This window comes from Perspicuibacillus lycopersici, assembly GCF_025660475.1.
Classification (GTDB): Bacteria; Bacillota; Bacilli; order Bacillales; family Caldibacillaceae; genus Perspicuibacillus; species Perspicuibacillus lycopersici.
Map to the genome: position 1 here is coordinate 124,420 of NZ_JAOUSF010000001.1, position 23,330 is coordinate 147,749.

A 23,330-nucleotide genomic window follows, 5' to 3' on the forward strand; every position below is an offset into this window, starting at 1 on the left:
AGTCTAATTATTTTGAAAGTAAATCGAGTTTTATTAAACTTTCCGCTATTTGTACAGAGTTCCAAGCTGCACCCTTTAATAAATTATCCGATACGACCCACATATGGAAGCCGTTTTCTTCATCTAAATCTTTTCGAATTCGTCCAACGAATGTATCACGTAATCCAGCTGCATTATTTGGCATTGGGTATACTTGTTCGTTTGGATTATCTTCTAAAACGATTCCTGGAGAAGCAGATAATAAATTCTTCAGATCTCCCGCTTCTACTCCATTTTCATCTATTTCAAAGTATACCGATTCAGAATGTCCTCTTGAAATAGGAATTCGAACACATGTAGCCGCTACTTTCAGCTCTGGCATATGCATTATTTTTTTCGTTTCATTAACCATTTTCATTTCTTCATAGGTGAAACCATTATCTTGAAAAACATCAATTTGTGGAATTGCATTAAAGGCAATTTGATAATGCTTCTTATCACCTTTTACTGGCAAAATAGCAACAGTTGGCTCTTTACCATCTAAAATTTCTTTCGTTTGGTTGTACATTTCCTCAACAGCTTGACTACCTGCACCACTAACTGCTTGGTACGTGGAAACAATTACTTTTTTCAAACCATATTTTTTACGGATGGGCTCTAATGCAACAACCATTTGTATTGTAGAACAATTTGGGTTTGCAATAATACCTTTATGGTTTTTTAAATCTTCTTCATTCACTTCTGGAACAACTAATGGAGTATTTGGATCCATACGAAACGCACTAGTATTATCTACGACAACTGCTCCACGTTTTACTGCTTCCGGTGCAAGTAACTTCGACACGCTCCCACCAGCAGAAAATAATGCTATATCAATACCCTCAAAACTTTCAGGTTTAGCTTCTTCAACAATAATTTCTTCATCCTTAAATTTGATTACAGTACCTGCTGAACGTGCAGATGATAATAATGTAAGTTTGTTTATTGGAAAATCGCGTTCTATTAATGTTTGAATCATTTGTTCCCCAACTGCACCTGTTGCTCCTACAACTGCGACATTATATCCAATTTTTGCCATGAAGTAAAACTCCTTCCGCTACAATAGTAACAATTTAAAACATATAAGTAAGTAAACTCATTAGAAAAAGGGAAATCGCATGAACAAATGAATGCCGACCTCCCACTTCTTCACTTTTAAGTCATATGTTAAACTTTATTTTATCACAATCTCTGAGATTATAAATATAATTTTTCCATTATCTATCGTTTCTTTGTATAAAACACTTCTATTGGCACAATTTTTTCTTTATCTTTTGCTTCTTTCCACAATCATTGGCTGTATTTGTTTATGCTCTAATGCTGCTTTTACCGTTTCAACAAGCATTGTCATATCCGAAACCATTGATTTCGGTTTATTAATTGGATCATCTTGACCAAATGGAATAAAATAAATATCTTTTGCAGCAATTAGACGCATTAAGTTAACTCCATTTAAACCGAGTGCATCATTTGTTGATATACCTAATACAACTGGTCGATGATTTCGCATCGTAGCTTTCGCTGCCATCAACACTGGAGAATCCGTTAATGCATTAGCCATTTTACTCATGGAGTTTCCTGTTAGTGGAGCAATTACCATACAATCGAGTGGATTTTGCGGTCCTAATGGCTCTGCATCAACGATATTGTCAATTACTTTTTTTCCTGTGGCATCTTCTATTTTTTCAATCCAATCATCCGCTTTATAAAATCTTGTATCCGTATTTTTTACCGTCCACGTTACAATTGGTACAACCTCTGCCCCCTCTTCCATTAAGTGAACAATTTCAGGAAAAACTTCATCATACGTACAATGTGATCCTGTAATTCCATAGCCAATTCGTTTACCTTTTAATTCCATTAATGATTCTCCTTCCTTCTTTGTAAATCTTCTTTCATTAGTTCAGCAAGTACATTTGCTAATATTTGCCCAGCTGATTTTGGAGCAACAATCCCTGGTAAGCTTGGGGCTAACAGCGCCTTAATTCCACGTTTTTCTGCATACCGGAAATCTGTTCCCCCTGGTTTTGATGCTAAATCGATAATAAGAGTATGGGCAGGCATTTTCGAAATGACACTTGCCGTAACGACCAAGTGTGGAATCGTATTAATACATATATCTGCATCTTTTACAACAGTTTCAATATCCTTTAAATAAAAGGGTTCTAAACCCATTTCTTCAATTCTCGCAATATGTTCTCTTTTTCTGGCACCTACCGCAACCTTTGCACCAAGTGCTGAAAATATTCTTGCAACTGTCATCCCTACTCTTCCAAGGCCAAGCACTACTGTTTTTGACCCATGAATTGTAAAATCAGTATGCTGAATGACCATCATAATGGTCCCTTCTACTGTCGGAATCGAATTATAAATAGCAACATCGTTTCTTTCAAATAAAAGCACCAATTTCCGATCCGCTTTTTTCGTAATGGATGTTAAATAATCATTGGTTATACCAGAATAAATCGTACAATGCGGAGGTGTTTGCTTAAGTAATTCTTCTGTTAATTGAATTTTTTCATTAGAAAATATTGTATCTACTTCCCCTGTTAAATTTGTACCAGCAACAGGAAGAATAATACCATCGATTTCCTGTAGATTAATTTCATCTATTTTTTCTTTTACCGCTCCTGCAAAAGCATGCTCTAATTGTTCAAAGCCGATTAAAGATATTTTTGCATCAAGTTCAATTAGTTTCCGAATGATCTCAATTTGTCTTGCATCACCGCCAATGACAGCAATTTGCAATCCAGTAAGCATAAATCAATTTCACCTTCTTTTTGATTCATTCATCAATCGATTGTCAAACAGTTCTAAATATCTTATGTATTACCCCATTTTTTTGTGAATGAATATTTGTTTCACATTTTTGGGACAAAAAAACAACCGAATTATAATCGGTTGCATCAATAAAAAAACTTAACTATTTAATCTTCATACTCATCTTCAGGAAAATCTATAATAATCATATCCGTTCCAATTTTTTTTATATATTTCCAAGGTACTCGAATTTCTCCACCAGCCTTTTTAAATTGGAACCATTTTCCGGTTGGAATGATGAGTGCCATAATTTGACCCGTCTGTTCATTGATTTCTAAATCTGTTTGCCCAAGCACACCTAATCGCTCCGCTTTTTTTACATCAACAATTTCTTTACCGCCTAATTCACTTAATCGCATCACCCTCACCCTTTCCTGTCCTTTCTTTTACTAATGTATTACGTTATGGACATATTTAGAATGAATGATTTTGTAGGATGTTTTGGTTCTTATAGAGTTTGCCTAAATAAAAAAGTGCGAATAGACTATAATCAATCTATTCGCACGTTTATTATTGAATCGTCTTTGGTAATTCTCCATCTGGGCTAATTAGTGATAAGGAATAATTATCGGTAAACAATTGCTTGTAAATTTGATTTACTTCTTCCTTCGTTACCGCATCAATGATTTGAATCATTTCATCCATTGAACGATGTTCTCCTAAAATAAGCTCATTTTTCCCATTTCGGCTCATACGGCTATTCGTACTTTCTAAGCTTAACATAAGATTACCTTTTAATTGTTCCTTGCTATTTGCTAATTCTCTATCTGTTATACCAGTTGCTTTTAACTGATCTAATGTATCGATTATCGTTTCAAATAAAGTGTTCATTTGGTTAGCACCCGTACCACCGTAAATCGTCACCATACCTGAATCCTCATAAGAGGTATGATAGGAGTAAACGGAATAGGCAAGTCCTCTTTGCTCACGAACCTCCTGGAATAATCGACTACTCATACTTCCACCTAAAATATTGTTGGCAACAATTAGCGGATAGATTTGTTTATGTCCAACCGGCAAGCCTTCAAAGCCGATACATAAATGTGCTTGCTCCGTTTCTTTCTTTCGAACAATATTATTACGATGGAATGTAGGTTCTGCAAATGAAGATAAATTACTTCCGCCTGTATAGTCACCAAACAAGCTTTCCACATCTTTTATAAAGGATTCTTTCACATTTCCTGCAATGGATATTACGACATTTTCCGGTGTATATGTATTTTCCATATACGTTTTCAATGTTTTTTGTGAAAACGTTTCTAATGTTTCTTCTGTTCCTAATATTGGATACCCTAATGGATGATTTTCATAAACAGCCTTGCTCAATAAATCATGGACAATATCATCTGGAGTATCCTCATACATTTTAATTTCCTCGAAGACAACATTTTTTTCTTTCGCAAGCTCCCCTTCATCAAAAGTGGAGTGGAAAAACATGTCCGCTAAAGTATTTAATGCATAGCTTGCATGATTATCTAAAACTTTCGCATAGTAGCAAGTGTATTCCTTCGAGGTAAAAGCATTCACCTGTCCACCGATACTATCAAAGGACTCTGCTATTTCTCTTGCCGATTTTGTTTTCGTTCCTTTAAAAAACATATGCTCTAAAAAGTGGGAAATCCCATTTAACTCAGGTGTTTCTTTCCGAGATCCAGTTTTTATCCATAGTCCAATGGCAACGGAACGGACGGTTGGAATTTCTTCTAATACGATGCGCACACCATTTCGGCATGTATATTTATTTAACAAATAATACTCCTCCTATTCTTAAAAACCACCTTGCACTTATCTTAAAACGGTTCATCATTTTTTATTCTTTTTTCATCCAATAAGTCAGATACTGTTCCTAATTGATAGCCTTTATTTTTAATATCTGTTATTAATTTTTCCAAAGCATTCGCTGTTGATTCCGTTGGATGCATAAGAATAATTGCACCGTTATGTACTTGTTTTAGTACACGATTTATTATGACAGAGGAAGAAGGTTTTTGCCAATCTATTGTATCAACAGACCAAAGAATTGTTTCCATATTCATATTATCTGCAATTTGTACAACTTCATCACGAAAGCTTCCACTTGGAGGAGCAAATAGTGTTGGTATTTTACCAGTTGTCGCTTGTAAAATGTCATTTGTATCTGCTAGTTCCTTTTTCACTTGGGCAGTATTTAACTTTTGCATGTTTGGATGGGAAAAAGAATGATTCCCAATTTCATGGCCACCCTCATAAATCATTTTCACTAAATCAGGATTCTGCTTTGCCCATCTACCTTCAATAAAAAAAGTAGCATATACATGTTGTTCCTTCAATGTCGCTAGCATGGCAGATAAATACTCATTCCCCCACGCTACATTTATCGTTAACGACACCATTGGCTTTTCAGGATGTCCTCGGTATATAGGAGCAGCTTCTAAATCTTCCAGATGTACCTTTGGTGGTATTTGTTTATATACAAATAGCTCCTCATCGAAGACGCCAGTTTCTTTCATTTTTTCGTAGGATGCATCTATATCAACTTGTAACCCATTATATCCTGGCATTTTCTTCCAAACTTTATCAATTTTGGCATCTGATGCCGCTTTTTCATAATCCTTTGCTTTTTGCTCGATCTCTACATATAAGGAATCCTTACTCGAAGAAACCTCCATTGCATCGGATTTTAATTTCCCTACATATGCATCTGAGAATGGATTTTCTACAAGTAAAAATGCAAAAAGAGCGATCATTAGTAATGTGGATATCCTTTGATAAGAGTATTTTCTCATGAACCTCATTCCCCCCTATAACAAAGTATGATGAAATAGGACAAGGTAGAACGAGTATGAAAAACTCTTAGTAAATTAAAAAGGGACCAACTCGATAATGAGAAAGTCCTACATACACTAATGGAATTAATTTATTCTTATTTGTTTTCTTGTTGTTTTTGTTCCCGTAATACTGCTTTGCGGGATAGGTTGATTCTTCCTTGCTTATCAATTTCTGTAACCTTCACTAGCAGTTCATCGCCTATTTTAACAACGTCTTCTACTTTGCCAACACGTTCTTCCGCTAATTCAGAAATATGAACTAATCCATCTCTTCCATTGAAAATTTCTACAAAAGCGCCAAATTTTTCAATGCGTTTCACTTTTCCTAAATAGATTTGTCCAACTTCAACTTCACGAACGATATTTTCAATAATTTTCTTCGCTTTATCATTCATTTCTTGATCGCTTGAAGAAATATAAACTGTACCATCTTGTTCAATATCAATTTTTACGCCAGTTTCTTCAATAATCTTTTTCACTTGTTTTCCGCTTGGTCCAATTACATCGCCAATTTTATCAGGGTTGATATGCATGGAGAATATTTTCGGAGCAAATGCAGATAACGTATTTCTTGGCTCACTAATTGTTTGGAGCATATGCTCTAATATTTGCATACGACCTTTTTTCGCTTGCTGCAATGCCTCTTCTAAAATCTCCCGAGATAATCCGTCGATTTTAATATCCATTTGCAACGCGGTTACACCTTTTGATGTACCTGCTACTTTGAAGTCCATATCTCCTAGATGGTCTTCCATTCCTTGAATATCGGTTAAAATAGTATAATGTTCACCAGATTTAACAAGTCCCATTGCAATACCAGCAACTGGTGCTTTGATTGGAACCCCTGCATCCATTAATGCTAATGTACTACCACAAATACTAGCTTGCGAAGTAGAACCATTTGATTCTAATACTTCAGAAACAACCCGAATAGTATAAGGGAATTCACTTTCAGGAGGTATAACCGGCTCAAGTGCTCTTTCACCTAACGCACCATGACCAATTTCTCTTCGACCTGGAGAACCCATTCTTCCAGTTTCACCAACAGAAAATGGTGGGAAGTTATAGTGGTGCATATATCGTTTCTCTTCTTCTAATCCTAAACCATCCAATATTTGCACATCACCTAATGCTCCAAGCGTACAAACGCTCAATGCTTGTGTTTGTCCTCTTGTAAATAAACCTGAACCGTGTGCTCTTGGTAAAATACCCGTGCTAGAGGATAACGGACGAATTTCATCCACACCTCTTCCATCCGGACGAACTTTTTCCACTGTGATCAGTCGACGAACTTCTTCTTTTACAAGCTTGTCCAATACTTTTTTCACTTGTTTAAGTGTTTCTTCATCTGCTTCTTGTTCTGTATACTTTTCTATCACAGCATTTTTAACTTCTGCAATTGCATCTTCACGTGCATGTTTTTCATATACTTGAATTGCAGCAACCATATCTTTTTCACAAATTGCACGAACTTGTTCTTCGATATCTTTGTCAATTTCAAATAATACGATTTCCATTTTTTCTTTACCGACAGCTGCTACTACTTCTTCCTGGAATGCAATTAAACGTTTAATTTCTTCGTGACCAAACATAATTGCTTCTAACATTATTTCTTCTGGTACCTCTTTCGCACCAGCCTCAACCATGTTAATTGCATCTTTTGTTCCAGCAACACTTAAATGCATATCACTTTTTTCTGCTTGCTCTACTGTAGGATTGATGACAAATTCTCCATCGACACGTCCAACCACTACACCTGCAATCGGGCCATCAAATGGGATATCTGAGATAGATAGTGCTAATGAAGAACCAAACATTGCTGCCATTTCAGTGGAACAATCTTGATCAACACTCATTACGGTACTAACTACTTGTACTTCATTACGAAATCCATCAGGGAATAACGGGCGAATTGGGCGGTCAATTAAACGGCTTGCTAAAATTGCCTTTTCACTTGGTCTTCCTTCCCTTTTAATGAATCCTCCAGGTATTTTCCCTACAGCATATAAACGTTCTTCATAATTAACAGTTAGCGGGAAGAAATCAACCGTTTTTGGATCTTTTGAAGCTGTAGCAGTACTTAAAACAGCACTGTCACCGTAGCGAATCATTACAGCTCCATTTGCCTGTTTGGCAAGCTGACCTATTTCAGCAGTAAGCTTTCGGCCAGCCCAATCTATGGAAAAAACTTTTTTTTCACTCTCCATAAATGTGCTCCTCTCTTTTCTTTATCATTTAAATCTGTTATTTATTATAGTGTTTATCCCTTATTGGCACTTACTTGTCCCTTTTTATTTTGGGATAATATTCTTATAGTTGGCCAAATTTATAAACGCAGTCTATTGTTAAGGGTTCTATATAAATATCCTCTTATTATGTATTGTTCACAATGTATTTGCCACTCATTATGAGCAGATTTTGGAATTAAACCAATCTGTCAATGCAATATAGAAGGTTGCTTATAGATTCTTTAATTGTTAATAGTCCGGAGTCGGAATACTTATCTCAACAACAATCTTATAAAACAGCATATAAGAAATTTTAATGAGTTCTGAATAAATTTCGCTAATAAAAAAGCGGGAAAACTCCCGCTTTTGTTCTTATCGGCGCAAACCTAATTTGTTAATTAACTCACGGTAACGTTGAACATCTTTATTACGTAAGTATGCTAACAGGTTACGGCGTTTCCCTACCATTTTCATTAAACCGCGACGAGAATGGTGGTCTTTTTTATGCGTTTGTAAATGCCCATTAAGTGTATTGATTTGTTCAGTAAGAATTGCGATTTGCACTTCTGGAGAACCAGTATCACTCTCATGAGTTTTGAACTGCGCAATGATTTCATTTTTACGTTCTTGAGAAATTGCCATCCTGTTTCACCTCCTATTAATTATTCAAATCCCCTATTACTGAGCAAGCGTCGGAGTAATCGACTTGCCAAGCAATGGTTCATAGTACGGTTATTAGAATACTACTTTTTGGCCATAATTGCAAGTAGCATTTTACTGCTACATAATTTTCCTGTAATTATTTACCGATTGTCATAGTATAGACAAAATTTTCAAATTGCAAACACGAACTAATCCTTTAGCTGAAAGTATTCGATTGCATTTTGTTTGTCTTTTGCTATTTGTGCAATTAATGCATCAATATTAGCAAACTTCTCTTCATCACGTAATCGACTATGCCATTCTAATACCACATGTTCCCCGTAAATATTTTGATCAAAATCAATTAAATGTGTTTCAACAAAACGCTTATTCTTTTCTTCATTAAACGTCGGATTATAGCCGATACTGCATACGCCATTTACCCATCTTCCAGCAACGTACATTTTAACCACATAAATGCCGTTTGCAGGGTAGACGTATTTATTATTTGACGCTAGATTCGCAGTCGGAAAACCAATCTGCCGCCCACGTTTTTCCCCATGAATCACTGTACCATTAATGGAATAATTCCGACCTAAATATTTTGGAACTTCCTGAACAAGACCAGTTTCAATTAATGATTTAATCGTAGTAGAACTAATTTTTTCATTTTCTACTGTAATTTTTTCAATGGTTGTGATAGCGAACTTTCCTTTACTATGCTCTTTAATCGTTTCCATATTACCGCTGCCAAATTTACCATAGGAAAAGTCAAAGCCTGCTACTAGATGCCTTACATTTAATTGAATAATATAATCATTAATAAAGGATTGTGGCATCAGTCCGGCAAATTCCTTTGTAAACGGTACAACAAATAAATAATCAATACCTAATGCAGCAATAAGCTTTGTTTTATCTTCTAATAGGGTAATATATTTTACTTCCTCAGGATTTTTTCCGAGCACTGCTTTTGGAGACGGATCAAAGGTCATTACCGCACTTTTCCAACCGTTTTGTTTGGCAATTTCTTTTGCTGTTAATATTACTTTTTGATGTCCAATATGTACTCCATCAAAATAACCGATAGCAAGCGCTATAGGTTCCAAATTTTCATTTAAAATATCTGTCGTATTTTTTAGAGTTAGCACTTCCACACTCGAACGCACCTTTCATTTAGTTCACCAGCAATACTCTATCCGGCTTCATTAGCCCTGTTTTTGTTGGATGTTTTTTATATATTGCGATTATCTTTTGTTCATAATATATTGCGATCGGTTGTTCCACATTTTCCAAAAAATCTGGGATTGGCAGAACGGATCCATTCTTCACTCCAACTGCTAATGTATCATGAATTTCATATTTCGGCAATTGTTCTAGCGTGAGTTCAATCGGTAAAAGCTTCTCTTGAATCGTCCCACGCTCCATTGCTTCCGCTACATCCTCTAAAGTTATACACTGCTCCTCTACTATCCCTGCCGCTGAAGTTCGTACGAGCTTAGACATATGTGTAGGATAGCCGAGCATTTCTCCGATTGTTACTGCTAACGTCCGTATGTATGTACCTTTACTGCATTTTACCCGAATCGGAAAGCTGACGGTATCTCCAGCATACGATTCCTGATTATCTAATAACTCTAGCTCATAAATCGTCACTCTTCGTTCTGGCCGCTCTACCGTCTTTCCTTCCCGTGCATATTCATATAATCTTTTCCCATTTACTTTCACAGCAGAAAACATAGGGGGAACTTGTACGATTTCTCCTGTTAATTGCTTTAATACAGCCAAAATTTCTTCTCGCGTAATCGGTTTTTCTATTGGTTTAGCAGCCACCACTTCTCCATCTTGATCTTCCGTAGTAGTGGATTTTCCTAGTGTTACAACTCCCTCATAGCTTTTGCCAGCTTCGATTATATACTGAACTACTTTTGTTGCATTACCGATGGCAATTGGTAAAACGCCAGTTACACTAGGATCGAGCGTACCAGTGTGCCCTACTTTTTTTGTTTTTAACAACTTTCTTACCTTCATCACACAATCATGTGAAGTAAAACCAGCCGGCTTCCATAATGGTAAAATACCATTCATTCCCTATCACCTACAATTGGAAAAGGACCGACTTTTACAATAGTCAGCCCTTTTTAATCTTATTTTTATTGCTCTTCTGTTTTACCGTCTTTTTGAATCTGATTTAGTAATGTTTCAATACGATTACCATAATCGATAGATTCATCAAATTCAAAAATAATTTCGGGCGTTTTTCTTAAACGAATTCGACGACCAATTTCGGATCGAATAAAGCCTTTTGCTTTAGCTAAACCAATTAATGTATCCTCTTTCTGCTTTTCATCACCTAAAACAGAAATAAACACTTTTGCTTGTTGAAGATCTCCGGTAACCTCAACATCTGTCACAGTAACAAAACCAATCCGAGGATCTTTAATTTTTCTACTTATTATTTCACTTAATTCTTTTTTCATTTGTTCGCCGACTTGCTTCGCACGAATGTTCAACACTATCACCTCAATCACAGCCACTCAATTTGTGTTATGCCTCTTTCAATTTCTGGAAAAGAATCAATGAGCTCAAATGCTTGTTGAAGTTCTTTTTCCGCAATAATTTTAGAGGAAGATACGGTCACGATTGCCAGCTTCGTTCGCTGCCATACATCTTGATGATCGATTTCTGCAATTGCCAAATTGAATCGCTGTTGTATTCTTGTAATGATTCTTTTCAGTACAGAACGTTTCTGTTTTAAGGAATGTGCATCATAAATTATACATTCCACTTCGGCAGACAAAATCATTTCCGAGCGATTTCCTCCATGATATAGGCTTCAATAATGTCGCCTTCTTTTACATCATTAAAGTTTTTGATAGTGATACCACATTCATACCCTTGACTTACTTCTTTGACGTCATCTTTATAACGTTTTAATGTATCGATTTCACCTTCAAAAATTACGATACCATCACGAATAAGGCGGATGCCACTATCTCTTGAAATTTTACCATCAATTACGTATGAACCTGCAATTGTACCAACTTTAGATACTTTAAAGGTTGTTCTTACTTCTACTTGGCCAATTACTTTTTCTTGATATTCTGGGTCAAGTAGACCTTTCATTGCGGATTCAATTTCTTCTATTACTTTATATATAATTCGATGTAGACGAATATCAACTTTTTCCGCTTCTGCCATCCTTTTTGCATTTACATTTGGACGAACATTAAATCCAATAATAATTGCATTTGAAGCTGTTGCTAAAATAATATCTGATTCTGTAATAGCACCAACACCGGTATGAATTATATTTACTTTCGCACCTTCTACATCAATCTTTAAAAGGGAGGCACTTACTGCTTCAACAGAACCTTGCACATCAGCTTTCAAGATAATATTTAGTTCTTTCACATCGCCTTGTTTCATTTGTTCGAACAATGTATCTAAGCTTACACGTGCACTTTCATTTCTCGTTTCTTGTAATGCTTTTTGTGCACGAGCTTCCCCAACTTGACGAGCTGTTTTCTCATCCTCAAATACAACAAACCGATCGCCAGCTTGAGGTACTTCATTTAATCCAGTTATTTCAACAGGTGTTGATGGACCAGCTTCTTTTACACGACGCCCTAAATCATTAACCATTGCCCGAACACGTCCAAACGTAGTTCCGATAACAATTGGATCACCTACTCGAAGTGTACCATTTTGTACTAGCAATGTAGCAACAGAGCCGCGACCTTTATCAAGCCGTGCCTCAACGACTGTTCCATAAGCACGTCGTTTTGGATCTGCTTTCAACTCTTCTACTTCACTGACAAGAAGAATCATTTCCAGTAATTGATCAATTCCCTCGCCAGTTAATGCAGAAATTGGAACAAAAATAGTGTCTCCACCCCAAGCTTCCGCAATAAGTCCATGCTCGGTTAATTCTTGCATAACGCGATCTGGATTGGCAGCTGGTTTATCCATTTTATTTACTGCGACAATGATTGGTACATTAGCTGCCTTTGCATGGTTAATTGCTTCTACCGTCTGTGGCATTACACCGTCATCAGCAGCTACGACTAAAATGGTGATATCTGTTACTTGTGCTCCACGTGCGCGCATTGTTGTAAATGCAGCATGTCCTGGAGTATCTAAGAAAGTAATTTTTTTATCATTCGTTACAACTTGGTATGCACCAATATGTTGCGTAATTCCACCAGCTTCTCCAGATGTAACTTTCGAATTCCGGATGGAGTCAAGTAATGTTGTTTTCCCATGGTCAACGTGTCCCATAATGGTTACAACAGGTGGACGTTCTGTTAAGTTTTCTTCAATATCCTCTGTAATATATGCATCCAAATTAGCAACATCGATACTTACTTTTTCCTCGACTTCCACGCCATATTCACCAGCAATTAATTCAATTGCATCTTTATCTAACTCTTGGTTAATGGTTGCCATTACACCTAGTAAAAATAGCTTTTTAATAATTTCTGAAGGTTCACGATGTAATTTTTTTGCAAGTTCTGCAACCGTTAAAGACTCAGTAAATGTAATTTTTTTCGGTAGTTCTTTTTCTTTCTTTACGACAGGGCTTTGAACGACAGGCTCTTGACGCTTCTTATTGTTATTGTTTGATTTTGGTTTATTTTTATTATTTCCTCTATTAAAGGCTTTATTTTCTTTTGATCGATGTTCCTGATCATATTTTTTGCCTTCTTTCGTTTTCGGTGCCACTTTCACTTTTACTTTTGATGGCGAAACAGCAGTATCCAACTCTTCATCAATGATTTCGGTTGGCTTCGCATTTTTTGGTAAAGGTTTTACTTTAGCTGTGTTACTGCTTGCTGGACGTACATTTTTAGAAGGATTCGGATTGGTACTACCGTTGGAACGATTATTCGAACCATTTGAATCGTTTTTATGCTGATGGTTTGCTTTATTTTCTTGGCTGCTCTGTTGATTTTGAGATCGTTTTTCTGTCATTGAATTACCTAATTTCTCATTTGTATTTTGTTTGTTGAATATTTCATCTAGCTGACGTATCGCATTTTGCTCAATTGTAGTCATGTGATTAGATACTTCAATATTTAATCCTTTTAATTTGTCAATGACATCTTTACTGCTTATATTATTTTTCTTTGCGTACTCGTATACTCGCATTTTTGTCATTTGTTCACCCCCATAAAGTTAATCGAGCATGGTTAATAATTTTTTGGAAAAACCATCATCCATAATAGCAATGACAACACGAGCATGTTTGCCAATGGATTCCCCAAGGGTATAACGATCGGAAACTACTTTAACAGGAACATGATAATAATTACACTTATCTTGTATTTTTTTCATAGTATTTTCCGATGCATCATTTGCTATTAGAACAAGTTTCACACGTTGTTTCTGAATTTCTTTAACGACAAGTTCTTCCCCTGTAACAATCTTCCCCGCTCGATTTGCAAGACCAAGAAACGACAACCATTTTTCTGCTTTTTTCATTATGATTGTGGCTTCTCCTTTTCAATGAGCGATAGAATTTCATCATATAGGCTTTCTGGAACTTCCGTTTCCAGATGATGTTTTAACACGTTTTTTTTCTTTGCCAACATGATTGCCTCACTATTTTTCGATAAATATGCACCACGACCCGATTTTTTACCTGTTGGATCGATAGAAACATCACCATCGCTCGATCGGACAATTCGAATTAATTCTTTCTTTGGCATCATTTCGCCAGTTGCTACACATTTGCGCATTGGAATTTTTCTCGGTTTGTTCATGACCAATCACCTCTTACTCTTCATAATCTCCGGTTTTCGTTTCATGAACGGAATCAATATCCTCATCTATAGTAATATCTGGAGAAAATAAAGGTTCTTCTCTTGGATAAATCCCAGCACTTCTCGCATCAGATTCTGCTTTAATATCAATTTTCCAATTCGTTAATTTAGCAGCTAAACGAGCATTTTGACCTCGTTTACCAATTGCTAAAGATAATTGATAATCAGGTACTACCACTATAGTAGATTTTTCTTCTTCATTTACGATAACATCTAAAACTTTAGAAGGACTCAAAGCATTCGCCACAAATTCCACTGGATCTTGAGAGTACTTTACAATATCAATTTTTTCTCCGTGAAGCTCATCAACTACTGCTTGAACTCTGGCGCCTTTTGGACCTACACAAGCACCAACTGGATCAACTTCCGGATTTTCGGAGTAAACAGAGATTTTCGAACGGTCTCCTGCTTCTCTTGCAACGGATTTAATCTCAACAATTCCTTCGTAAATTTCAGGCACTTCTAACTCGAATAGCCGTTTTAATAAATTTGGATGAGTTCTAGAAATGAAAATTTGTGGACCTTTAGTTGTCTTCTCTACCTTTGTAAGATATACTTTCATTCGATCATTGTGATTGTATTTTTCGTTTGGCATTTGTTCGTTTACTGGCAATAATGCTTCCGCCTTTCCCAAACTTACATATGCAAAGCGGTTATCCTTACGCTGAACAATACCTGTCATAATGTCGTCTTGACGATCTACAAACTCCTCAAAAATGATTCCGCGCTCTGCTTCACGAACTCTTTGCGTTACAACCTGTTTAGCAGTTTGAGCAGCAATTCTTCCGAAATCTCTTGGAGTTACTTCAATTTCAACTACATCTCCAATATCATAACCAGGATTAATTGCTCTTGCTTCCTCTAAAGAAATTTCTAAACGTGAATCAAATACTTCGTCTACAACATCTTTTCTAGCAAATACACGCATGGAACCTGTCATTAAATTAAAATCTGTTCTTACATTTTGCGCTTGGTTAAAATTTCGTTTATACGCAGAAACTAGTGCTGCTTCGATTGCTTCTACTAAAATGTCTCTTGATATTCCTTTTTCTCTTTCAAGAATATCCAAGGCATCTAAAAGTTCATTCTTCATTTTGGTGGCATCCCCCTTATATATAATACTTTTATACTAGGCTGTTTTCCTTAACAGTTGCTATGTATCCGAAAAGCCTAACGACACAGGCAAGAACAAGTGAGCGTCATGTAGGCTTTGCGAAACGAAGCTATATTTGTGCTTTCGATTTTTTACAGCCTTAAAAACTAACAGCGAGTCGCCCTGAAGCAATTTTTTGATAAGGAATTTTCACTGATTTTTTCCTTGTTTTTATTCGGATTTCAACTGTGACAAACTCCCCATCAAATTCCGTCAAAGTACCTTCAAATACTTTTTCGCCATCAATCGGCTCATATGTTTTAATATGTACATTTTTCCCGATTGCCTTTTCATAATCTTTTGCTTTCTTTAACGGTCTCTCTGCACCAGGAGAGGAAACTTCTAAGTAATAATTATGAGGAATCGGATCTATTTCATCTAATTTTTCACTTAATCGCTCACTAACAATTCCGCATTCCTCTATATCTACGCCTGTATCTTTATCAATATATAGACGTAAAAACCAATTTTTACCTTCTTTTACATATTCAATATCGACAATTTCCAGTCCTAGTTCTTCAACTATTGGTAAAGCAAGTTGTTCAATGGTTTCCGTTACTTTACTCATACATACCCTCCCTGTCCGAGTTCCCTTGTAACGAATAAATGTGTAGACAAATACGAAAGAGTGGGATTAAACCCCACTCTTTGACTTTAAGAGATTAACGATAGTATTTCCAATACGAATATACCATAACCATACTTTTTATGCAAATGAATTAATACTTACTATTCCGTAAAAGTATAGGTGTTTAAAAGCTTTTATAGCATTTTCTCCAAATGAGGAAAAATTAGAAAAGCGAGAGCTGATTTTGCTCTGGTAACGATTCTAAACAACCATGGTTATCTAAATACTCCATAATCGTTTTAGAAACCTTCCCTCGTTGCTGTAAGTCCTCTTTTGATAAAAACTCTCCTGCTTTTCTTGCGTTTACAATATTCATTGCGGCATTTGTACCTAATCCTGGAATTGCATTGAATGGTGGTATTAATGTATTTCCATCAATAATGAATTCAGAAGCACTAGAACGATATAAATCTACTTTTTGAAACGAGTATCCCCGCTCACACATTTCCAATGCTAATTCTAGAACCGTTAGTAAACTCTTCTCTTTAGTAGAAGCATCTAATCCTTTATCATTGATCTCTTTCATCTTTTTCTTAATGGCATTTGAACCATTGATCATTGCATCTAAATCAAAATCTTCCGCACGAACCGTAAAGTAGGTTGCATAATATAGTAATGGATGATGGACTTTAAAATAGGCAATCCGAACGGCCATTAATACATATGCTGCAGCATGGGCTTTAGGGAACATGTATTTAATCTTTTTACAAGAATCGATATACCATTCTGGTACTTTTTCCTTTCGCATTTCTGCTTCCATGTCCTCTGTTAATCCTTTCCCTTTACGAACAGATTCCATAATTTTAAATGCAAGAGAAGGTTCCAATCCTTGATAGATTAAATACACCATAATATCATCCCGACAGCCAATTACTTCACTAAGGGTACATGTTTTATTTTGAATAAGCTCTTGTGCATTTCCTAGCCAAACATCGGTTCCATGTGATAGACCGGAAATTTGAACAAGCTCTGAAAAAGTAGTTGGTTTCGTTTCCTCAAGCATTTGTCGAACAAATCGAGTTCCAAACTCAGGTATTCCAAGAGTACCCGTTTTACTCAATATTTGTTCTTCCGATACACCTAGCGATTCTGTACTACTAAATATTTTCATTACTTCTGGGTCGTCTGTCGGAATCGTTTTCGGGTCAATTCCACTTAAATCTTGGAGCATCCGAATGACAGTCGGATCATCGTGCCCTAGAATATCTAATTTCAGCACATTATCATGGATGGAATGGAAATCAAAATGGGTTGTTTTCCATTCGGAATCTTGAGCATCTGCTGGGAATTGAATTGGCGTAAAATCAAATACATCCATATAATCAGGAACAACAATAATACCTCCTGGATGCTGACCAGTAGTTCGCTTTACACCGGTTAATCCTTGGGATAATCGTTCCATTTCTGCCCCACGATAAACCACTTGATTGTCTTCTGCATACCCTCTTACATAGCCGTACGCTGTTTTATCAGCAACCGTACCAATTGTACCTGCACGATACACATAATCCTCACCAAACAATACTTTTGTGTAATTATGGGCTCTCGGTTGATAATCCCCAGAGAAGTTTAAATCGATATCGGGTACTTTATCTCCTTTGAATCCTAAGAACGTTTCGAAAGGTATGTCATGCCCATCTTTTTTATATTTTGTACCACAATTTGGACAATCTTTATCTGGTAAATCAAAACCACTACCTACACTACCATCATTAAAGAATTCCGATTGCTTACAGTTTGGACATACATAATGAGGTGGAAGCGGATTTACTTCCGTAATTTCTGTCATCGTTGCAACTAATGAGGATCCAACAGAACCCCGAGATCCTACTAGATAGCCATCATCTAAGGATTTTTTCACTAATTTATGTGCAATTAAATAGATAACCGCAAATCCATGGCCAATAATACTTTTTAATTCCTTTTCTAGCCTTGCTTCCACAATTTCAGGAAGTGGATCACCGTATATATTTCTTGCCATTTCATAGCTCTTCGAACGAACCTCATCCTCTGCTCCTTCAATTTTCGGAGTATACAACTCATCTCGAATCGGTTTTACTTCCTCAATCATGTCCGCGATCTTATTGGAGTTTTCAACTACAATTTCTTTCGCTTTTTCCGCGCCTAAAAATGAAAATGCTTGTAGCATTTCATCCGTTGTCCGAAAATGTACATCTGGGTGCTGATGTCGATTTAACGGATTTGCGCCACCTTGAGAGTTAATTAATATTTTTCGATAAATTTTATCCTCAGGATTTAAATAATGAACATTCCCTGTCGCAACTACCGGTATATTTAAGTTTTCACCGACTTTTACAATCTTTTTCATGATGTCTTCTAATTGTTGCTCCCCTTGGATAATATCCATTTCTAATAATGGAGCATATACTTCTTTCGGATGAATTTCCAAGTAATCGTAAAACTTCGCTACTTCCTCTACCTCTTCTATTGATTTTTGCTGTGCTGCCTCAAATACTTCGCCTTTGTCACAGCCGGAACCAACAATAATCCCTTCTCGATATTCTATTAATAACGAACGTGGAATACGAGGTACACGATAGAAATAATTAACATTGGAAAAAGAAATTAATTTAAACAGGTTCTTTAATCCAACTGCATTTTGCGCTAGTAATACACTATGAAATGGTCTACTACGCTTATAACTTGTATCATTTTTCCCATACGCATTTAATTCATCATGATAAATAGCACCTTTTTCTTCCGCTAACTTTAACAATTTAATTAATATATATCCTGTTGCTTCCGCATCATATATGGCACGGTGATGCTGTGTTAGCTCTACGTTTAATTTTTTCGCTAACGTATTTAACCGATGATTTTTCATATCTGGAAAAATAAATCTCGATAGCTCCAATGTATCAATTACCGGATTAGTAAATTTACCATAGCCGATTTTTTGATATCCTGCATTTAAAAAGCCGGTATCAAAGGATGCGTTATGGGCCACTAAAATCGCGTCACCAGACCATTGATAAAAATTACGTAACACTTCTTCTGGCTCTGGTGCATTTTTCACCATTTCATCCGTAATTCCAGTTAGCTCGATTGTAAATGCAGAAAGTAAATGATTCGGATTTGCAAATGATTCAAAACGGTCGATAATTTCTCCATTTCGAATTTTTACTGCTGCAAGCTCAATGATTTTGTTGTAAACAGCAGATAATCCTGTCGTTTCCACGTCAAATACAACATAAGTTGCATCACTTAATAATTCGTGTTTTGGATTATACGCCATCGGAACCCCATCATCCACAATATTTGCTTCCATTCCATAGAGAACCTTAATTCCATGCTTTTTCGAGGCATTGAAAGCTTCAGGGAAGGATTGTGCAACCCCATGGTCAGTAATCGCAATAGCTTTATGTCCCCATTTACTCGCTTGGGCAACTAATGCACTAACGGATGAAACTGCGTCCATTTGACTCATTGGTGTGTGCAAATGGAGCTCGACGCGCTTTTCCCCTTCTGGTGCTGTATCAACACGTTGCTTTCCACTAATTTCATTTATATCATTTGCCATCATCACTAAATCACGGACAAATGTATCATTTTGAATATTTCCTCGTACGCGAACCCACATACCCTTTTTCATACGGTTTAGTTTAGCAGCATCCTCCTTATTATCTTTAGAGAACATTTTCACTAATATGGAGTTCGTATAGTCTGTAATTTTAAATTCTAATAATGTTCGTCCGCTTCGCAATACTTTCGTTTCACATGCAAATACATAGCCTTCCACGACAATTCGGCGTTCCTCATCCGTTATTTCATCAAGTGTTTTAAAATCTTGTCCACCTTGAATTTGATAACCAATTACTAACGGACCAGATTCCTCATCGACGCTTTGTGTTGCCTGTTCTTGCTTTCTTTGAATCTCTGTAACAGCCTGTTTTGCCCGCTCTTCATCTTCCCGCTGTTTCTCTGCAAGAAATTGCTCAAACTCTTTACTATTTCCTTGATAATCTGTCTCAACATCAAATTGTAATGTTGGGAAGCCGGAAGTAATATACGTATCAAGAATTAATTGCGCATATTTCTTTTTAAGGGTTAGAGCTTCTGCTTCATTTCTACTATTAACGACGATTTTATTACCAACAATTTTCGGCAGCTGTTCATTTAATAAAGATAATAATGCTGGTGACATACCATCTAATTGTTGAATGGCAAAGCGCCAATAATCACCGATTAACTTTTCATTAATTTGTTTGTTTTCGGTATTTAAAACAAAAGAAACATCCGCAATATGCTGGAATGCTGTTTTCAACCTTGTGTAAAGTTCTTGAAACACTTCAAATGGTAGTACTGCTTCTATGAAAAAATGAAACTCCCATTTCCTAAGTTTTTTTTCTATCACTAATTTTTCAATTTGCCCATTTTTTAAATAGGGAAAATAACGATCATTTGCCATATCTATTTGTTGTAATAATAGCTGGAATCGTTCCTTATTCCCTGCACTTACATCGTTCATCATATCCCCCCACATCAAAAGGTATAACTAATTCATCTATTTGAATGTGCTATTGTCATTTCATCTTTATTAGTAAAAACAACAAATTGCCCAATTATTTAAAGGGCAATTTTCATTCCATCAGTATTATAACATAAAGTGACAGCTTGAACGAGGCTCGAAATTTTTCCTTTACGTAAAAAGCGACTTATCAGTGGATAAGCCGCTTCAGAGTGTAGACAAACTCGAAGATTTTCGAGGTGACGTTCCATGATGAGGAGAAACCAACCAAATTCATCGATTTGTGTAAAATATCCGTTTTTACCCCAGTGTAGGGATAGTAAAAACCATCAAAAGCTTATACAACGGCATATTTGGGAAGCTTTTTTAGAAGAGGCAGAACACTTACGTCACAACGATGAAATCAAAGAGATTTATACAAAACGCAAAGAGACGGTAGAAGGTGTTTTTGTAGATGCGAAGGAAAAGTATGGTATGCGATGGACAAGCTTACGAGGTCTTAAAAAATTGTCCATGCAGGCGACGCTTACGTTTGCTGCCATGAAATGGAAGAAAATGGCCACTTGGACTTGGCAACCTGCTGGAGTGGACCAAACTGATTGATTGGAGCGGAGGGTGCTTGACTCCTGGGGGATGTGCGGACAGGTGAGATCCCGCAGGAGCGAAAGCGACGAGGAAGCTCACCGCCCGCCCCCCGGAAAGCAAGTGCCCGGAGCGAAAATCAACGGATTATAACCGCAATTCCATCAAAAAATGACAAAAGGCACCGAGAGGATGTCTCTCAATACCTTTTGTCGACAGTCTGAAGCCACTGATCAGTAGATAAGCCGCTTAATAAAAAACTATTTGATTACGTTTGGTAGTTCAGATAATAATTGTTCTATCGGAAGTTCGATTGTTTCGCCTGTTTTTCTAATTTTCACTTCTACAATACCTTCACTAACACGTTTCCCGACAACTACTCGAACTGGGATACCAATTAAATCCGAATCAGCAAATTTTACCCCCGCTCTTTCTTGTCTATCGTCTAAAAGAATATCATATCGTTCTTGTTTCAATTTATCATATAAATTCAAGCCAGCATTTTTTTGTGCTTCATCTTTCATATTTACAACAATTACATGGACATCATATGGAGTAATCGATGATGGCCAAATAAGCCCTTTATCATCTGCTAATTGTTCAGCAACTGCTGTTAGCACACGAGAAATACCAATTCCATAACAACCCATGATCATTGTCTGGGATCGACCATTTTCATCTAAATACACTGCATTCATTGCTTCACTATAACGTGTGCCTAATTTGAATACATGTCCTACTTCAATACCTTTTGCAAACAAAATTCTTCCTTTTCCATCTGGAGATGGATCACCTTCTTGAATAAAACGAATATCCCCATATTGATCAACAGAAAAATCCCTCGTAGGATTGACACCAGTATAATGGATTTCTAACGCATTCGCACCACAAATACCGTTAACGATCGATTGAACTCCATAATCTGCAATAATTTTCACTTTAGCTCCAATTGGTCCAACATTGCCAACCGGACATCCCATTACTTCATTCGTTTGCTCAGGACTGGCTAGTTCAACGGAAGTGGCATTTAATAGGTTTTTGACTTTAATATCATTTACTTCATGATCGCCACGAACAAGTACAAGAACATATTCTTCATCTACTACAAATAATAATGATTTAATTAATTTTTCTCGTGTAACTTGTAAAAATGTAGCAACCTCTTCAATGGTTTTATGGTTGCCAGTATTTATTTTCGTTAATTCTTGTAGCGCTTCATTACTTTTTTCATAGGTAGTAACTACTTCTGCCATTTCAATATTCGCTGCATAATCAGACGTATCAGAGTAGGCAATTGTATCCTCACCAATTTCGGATAACACCATAAATTCATGTGTGTCTTTACCGCCAATGGCTCCAGAATCTGCTATTACTGCACGGAAATTCAATCCAAGGCGAGAGAATATATTCGTATATGCCTGTACCATTTTTTGATACATTTCGTCTAAACTTTCTTGTGATGTATGGAAAGAATATGCATCTTTCATTACAAATTCACGACCACGTAATAATCCAAATCTCGGTCTCTTCTCGTCACGGAATTTTGTTTGAATTTGATATAGCGCAAGAGGCAAACGTTTATAGGATTTAATTTCATCCCGTACAAGACTTGTAATGACCTCCTCATGGGTAGGTCCAAGTGCAAATCGACGCTCATGTCTATCGTTCATCCGCATTAATTCTGCTCCATAAGAATACCATCTTCCTGTTTCCTGCCAAAGCTCAGCTGGTTGCAACGTTGGCATTAATAATTCAACCGCACCTATATTATCCATCTCTTCACGTACAATTGCTTCTACTTTTTTCAACACGCGATTTCCTAATGGTAGGTAAGAATAGACGCCACTAGCAATTTGGCGAATAAATCCTGCTCGTAAAAGCAGTTGATGACTTTTTATTTCAGCATCTGCTGGAACTTCTCGTAGTGTTGGTATTAATGTTGAACTTTGCTTCATATCGTGCACCTCTAATTTTTTTAATAAATAAATTCAAATTGGTTTATGTATGTCTAATAGCTAAAATCATAAAAGAAGTGATGCAAATAAGCATCACTATTTTCGTTTTGGAAACTGTATTCCATAATGTTTATTTCAGAAAAGCAAAGCAATCTGAATAGGGGAGAATCCAGCAGAAAAGCGGAG

At 36.4% G+C, this 23,330-nt stretch carries 19 protein-coding genes and 1 pseudogene; 1 reads left to right on the forward strand and 19 read right to left on the reverse strand.

Translation table 11 applies throughout. The features are described 5' to 3' along the window. Positions 1–7: 7 nt before the first annotated feature. From asd to OEV98_RS00665, 18 genes are all read right to left on the reverse strand, one after another. The gene (gene asd, locus OEV98_RS00580; protein ID WP_263071186.1) at positions 8–1,057 is read right to left on the reverse strand and encodes an aspartate-semialdehyde dehydrogenase; all 1,050 of its coding nucleotides are present in this window, start codon (positions 1,055–1,057) and stop codon (positions 8–10) included. Positions 1,058–1,285: 228 nt separating this feature from the next. Then, the gene (locus OEV98_RS00585; RefSeq protein WP_263071187.1) at positions 1,286–1,879 is read right to left on the reverse strand and encodes a dipicolinate synthase subunit B; all 594 of its coding nucleotides are present in this window, start codon (positions 1,877–1,879) and stop codon (positions 1,286–1,288) included. After that, positions 1,879–2,778: a dipicolinic acid synthetase subunit A gene (dpaA, locus tag OEV98_RS00590; protein WP_263071188.1), complete on the reverse strand. Its 900-nt coding sequence runs from the start codon at positions 2,776–2,778 to the stop codon at positions 1,879–1,881. Before dpaA ends, OEV98_RS00585 begins: the two co-directional genes overlap by 1 nt. A 167-nt stretch (positions 2,779–2,945) precedes the next feature. After that, positions 2,946–3,197, reverse strand: coding sequence for a YlmC/YmxH family sporulation protein (locus OEV98_RS00595; RefSeq protein ID WP_263071189.1), 252 nt, complete (start codon positions 3,195–3,197; stop codon positions 2,946–2,948). Positions 3,198–3,348: 151 nt separating this feature from the next. Beyond that, entirely contained in the window at positions 3,349–4,587 is a 1,239-nt protein-coding gene (locus tag OEV98_RS00600) for a M16 family metallopeptidase (protein WP_263071190.1), read from the reverse strand. A 41-nt stretch (positions 4,588–4,628) separates the two neighbouring features. Further along, on the reverse strand, positions 4,629–5,603 hold the full coding sequence (locus tag OEV98_RS00605) for a polysaccharide deacetylase family protein (protein WP_263071191.1): 975 nt from the start codon (positions 5,601–5,603) through the stop codon (positions 4,629–4,631). A gap of 137 nt (positions 5,604–5,740) precedes the next feature. Then, positions 5,741–7,852: a polyribonucleotide nucleotidyltransferase gene (gene pnp, locus OEV98_RS00610; protein ID WP_263071192.1), complete on the reverse strand. Its 2,112-nt coding sequence runs from the start codon at positions 7,850–7,852 to the stop codon at positions 5,741–5,743. Between the two features lie 393 nt (positions 7,853–8,245). Continuing rightward, entirely contained in the window at positions 8,246–8,515 is a 270-nt protein-coding gene (gene rpsO / locus OEV98_RS00615) for a 30S ribosomal protein S15 (protein WP_263071193.1), read from the reverse strand. 209 nt (positions 8,516–8,724) lie between these two features. Continuing rightward, positions 8,725–9,669 (reverse strand): riboflavin biosynthesis protein RibF, encoded by a 945-nt coding sequence (gene ribF, locus OEV98_RS00620; protein WP_263071194.1) that lies wholly within the window; start codon positions 9,667–9,669, stop codon positions 8,725–8,727. Between the two features lie 19 nt (positions 9,670–9,688). Next, positions 9,689–10,600 (reverse strand): tRNA pseudouridine(55) synthase TruB, encoded by a 912-nt coding sequence (gene truB, locus OEV98_RS00625; RefSeq protein ID WP_263071195.1) that lies wholly within the window; start codon positions 10,598–10,600, stop codon positions 9,689–9,691. Positions 10,601–10,665: 65 nt separating this feature from the next. Further along, positions 10,666–11,025, reverse strand: coding sequence for a 30S ribosome-binding factor RbfA (gene rbfA, locus OEV98_RS00630; RefSeq protein ID WP_263071196.1), 360 nt, complete (start codon positions 11,023–11,025; stop codon positions 10,666–10,668). 14 nt (positions 11,026–11,039) lie between these two features. After that, positions 11,040–11,318 carry a DUF503 domain-containing protein gene (locus OEV98_RS00635; protein ID WP_263071197.1) on the reverse strand — a complete coding sequence of 93 codons (279 nt, stop codon included), beginning with the start codon at positions 11,316–11,318 and terminating at the stop codon, positions 11,040–11,042. Beyond that, positions 11,315–13,672 carry a translation initiation factor IF-2 gene (gene infB / locus OEV98_RS00640; protein WP_263071198.1) on the reverse strand — a complete coding sequence of 786 codons (2,358 nt, stop codon included), beginning with the start codon at positions 13,670–13,672 and terminating at the stop codon, positions 11,315–11,317. Before infB ends, OEV98_RS00635 begins: the two co-directional genes overlap by 4 nt. 18 nt (positions 13,673–13,690) lie before the next feature. Then, positions 13,691–13,996, reverse strand: a complete 306-nt coding sequence (locus OEV98_RS00645) for a YlxQ family RNA-binding protein (protein ID WP_263071199.1) — start codon at positions 13,994–13,996, stop codon at positions 13,691–13,693. Next, on the reverse strand, positions 13,996–14,277 hold the full coding sequence (gene rnpM, locus OEV98_RS00650; RefSeq protein ID WP_263071200.1) for an RNase P modulator RnpM: 282 nt from the start codon (positions 14,275–14,277) through the stop codon (positions 13,996–13,998). Before rnpM ends, OEV98_RS00645 begins: the two co-directional genes overlap by 1 nt. Before the next feature lie 13 nt (positions 14,278–14,290). Then, complete coding sequence (gene nusA, locus OEV98_RS00655; RefSeq protein ID WP_263071201.1) at positions 14,291–15,430, reverse strand: transcription termination factor NusA; 1,140 nt, start codon at positions 15,428–15,430, stop codon at positions 14,291–14,293. 160 nt (positions 15,431–15,590) lie between these two features. Beyond that, complete coding sequence (gene rimP / locus OEV98_RS00660; protein WP_263071202.1) at positions 15,591–16,058, reverse strand: ribosome maturation factor RimP; 468 nt, start codon at positions 16,056–16,058, stop codon at positions 15,591–15,593. Between the two features lie 223 nt (positions 16,059–16,281). Next, positions 16,282–20,607, reverse strand: a complete 4,326-nt coding sequence (locus tag OEV98_RS00665) for a PolC-type DNA polymerase III (RefSeq protein WP_263071203.1) — start codon at positions 20,605–20,607, stop codon at positions 16,282–16,284. Positions 20,608–20,877: 270 nt separating this feature from the next. Here OEV98_RS00665 and OEV98_RS00670 point away from each other — a divergent pair. After that, positions 20,878–21,210 (forward strand): annotated as a pseudogene (locus OEV98_RS00670) (transposase); the annotation flags it as partial. A 239-nt stretch (positions 21,211–21,449) separates the two neighbouring features. Here OEV98_RS00670 and OEV98_RS00675 read toward each other — a convergent pair. Beyond that, a complete protein-coding gene (locus OEV98_RS00675; RefSeq protein WP_263071204.1) occupies positions 21,450–23,144 on the reverse strand; it encodes a proline--tRNA ligase in 1,695 nt (564 codons plus the stop codon). Between the last annotated feature and the right edge of the window lie 186 nt (positions 23,145–23,330).

Coding starts and splice junctions, on each gene's coding strand:
- asd (WP_263071186.1), bottom strand. CDS start 1,057: ATGGCAAAAATTGGATATAATGTCGCAGTTGTAGGAGCAACAGGTGCA.
- OEV98_RS00585 (WP_263071187.1), bottom strand. CDS start 1,879: ATGGAATTAAAAGGTAAACGAATTGGCTATGGAATTACAGGATCACAT.
- dpaA (WP_263071188.1), bottom strand. CDS start 2,778: ATGCTTACTGGATTGCAAATTGCTGTCATTGGCGGTGATGCAAGACAA.
- OEV98_RS00595 (WP_263071189.1), bottom strand. CDS start 3,197: ATGCGATTAAGTGAATTAGGCGGTAAAGAAATTGTTGATGTAAAAAAA.
- OEV98_RS00605 (WP_263071191.1), bottom strand. CDS start 5,603: ATGAGAAAATACTCTTATCAAAGGATATCCACATTACTAATGATCGCT.
- pnp (WP_263071192.1), bottom strand. CDS start 7,852: ATGGAGAGTGAAAAAAAAGTTTTTTCCATAGATTGGGCTGGCCGAAAG.
- rpsO (WP_263071193.1), bottom strand. CDS start 8,515: ATGGCAATTTCTCAAGAACGTAAAAATGAAATCATTGCGCAGTTCAAA.
- truB (WP_263071195.1), bottom strand. CDS start 10,600: ATGAATGGTATTTTACCATTATGGAAGCCGGCTGGTTTTACTTCACAT.
- OEV98_RS00635 (WP_263071197.1), bottom strand. CDS start 11,318: ATGATTTTGTCTGCCGAAGTGGAATGTATAATTTATGATGCACATTCC.
- infB (WP_263071198.1), bottom strand. CDS start 13,672: ATGACAAAAATGCGAGTATACGAGTACGCAAAGAAAAATAATATAAGC.
- OEV98_RS00645 (WP_263071199.1), bottom strand. CDS start 13,996: ATGAAAAAAGCAGAAAAATGGTTGTCGTTTCTTGGTCTTGCAAATCGA.
- rnpM (WP_263071200.1), bottom strand. CDS start 14,277: ATGAACAAACCGAGAAAAATTCCAATGCGCAAATGTGTAGCAACTGGC.
- nusA (WP_263071201.1), bottom strand. CDS start 15,430: ATGAAGAATGAACTTTTAGATGCCTTGGATATTCTTGAAAGAGAAAAA.
- rimP (WP_263071202.1), bottom strand. CDS start 16,058: ATGAGTAAAGTAACGGAAACCATTGAACAACTTGCTTTACCAATAGTT.
- OEV98_RS00665 (WP_263071203.1), bottom strand. CDS start 20,607: ATGAACGATGTAAGTGCAGGGAATAAGGAACGATTCCAGCTATTATTA.
- OEV98_RS00675 (WP_263071204.1), bottom strand. CDS start 23,144: ATGAAGCAAAGTTCAACATTAATACCAACACTACGAGAAGTTCCAGCA.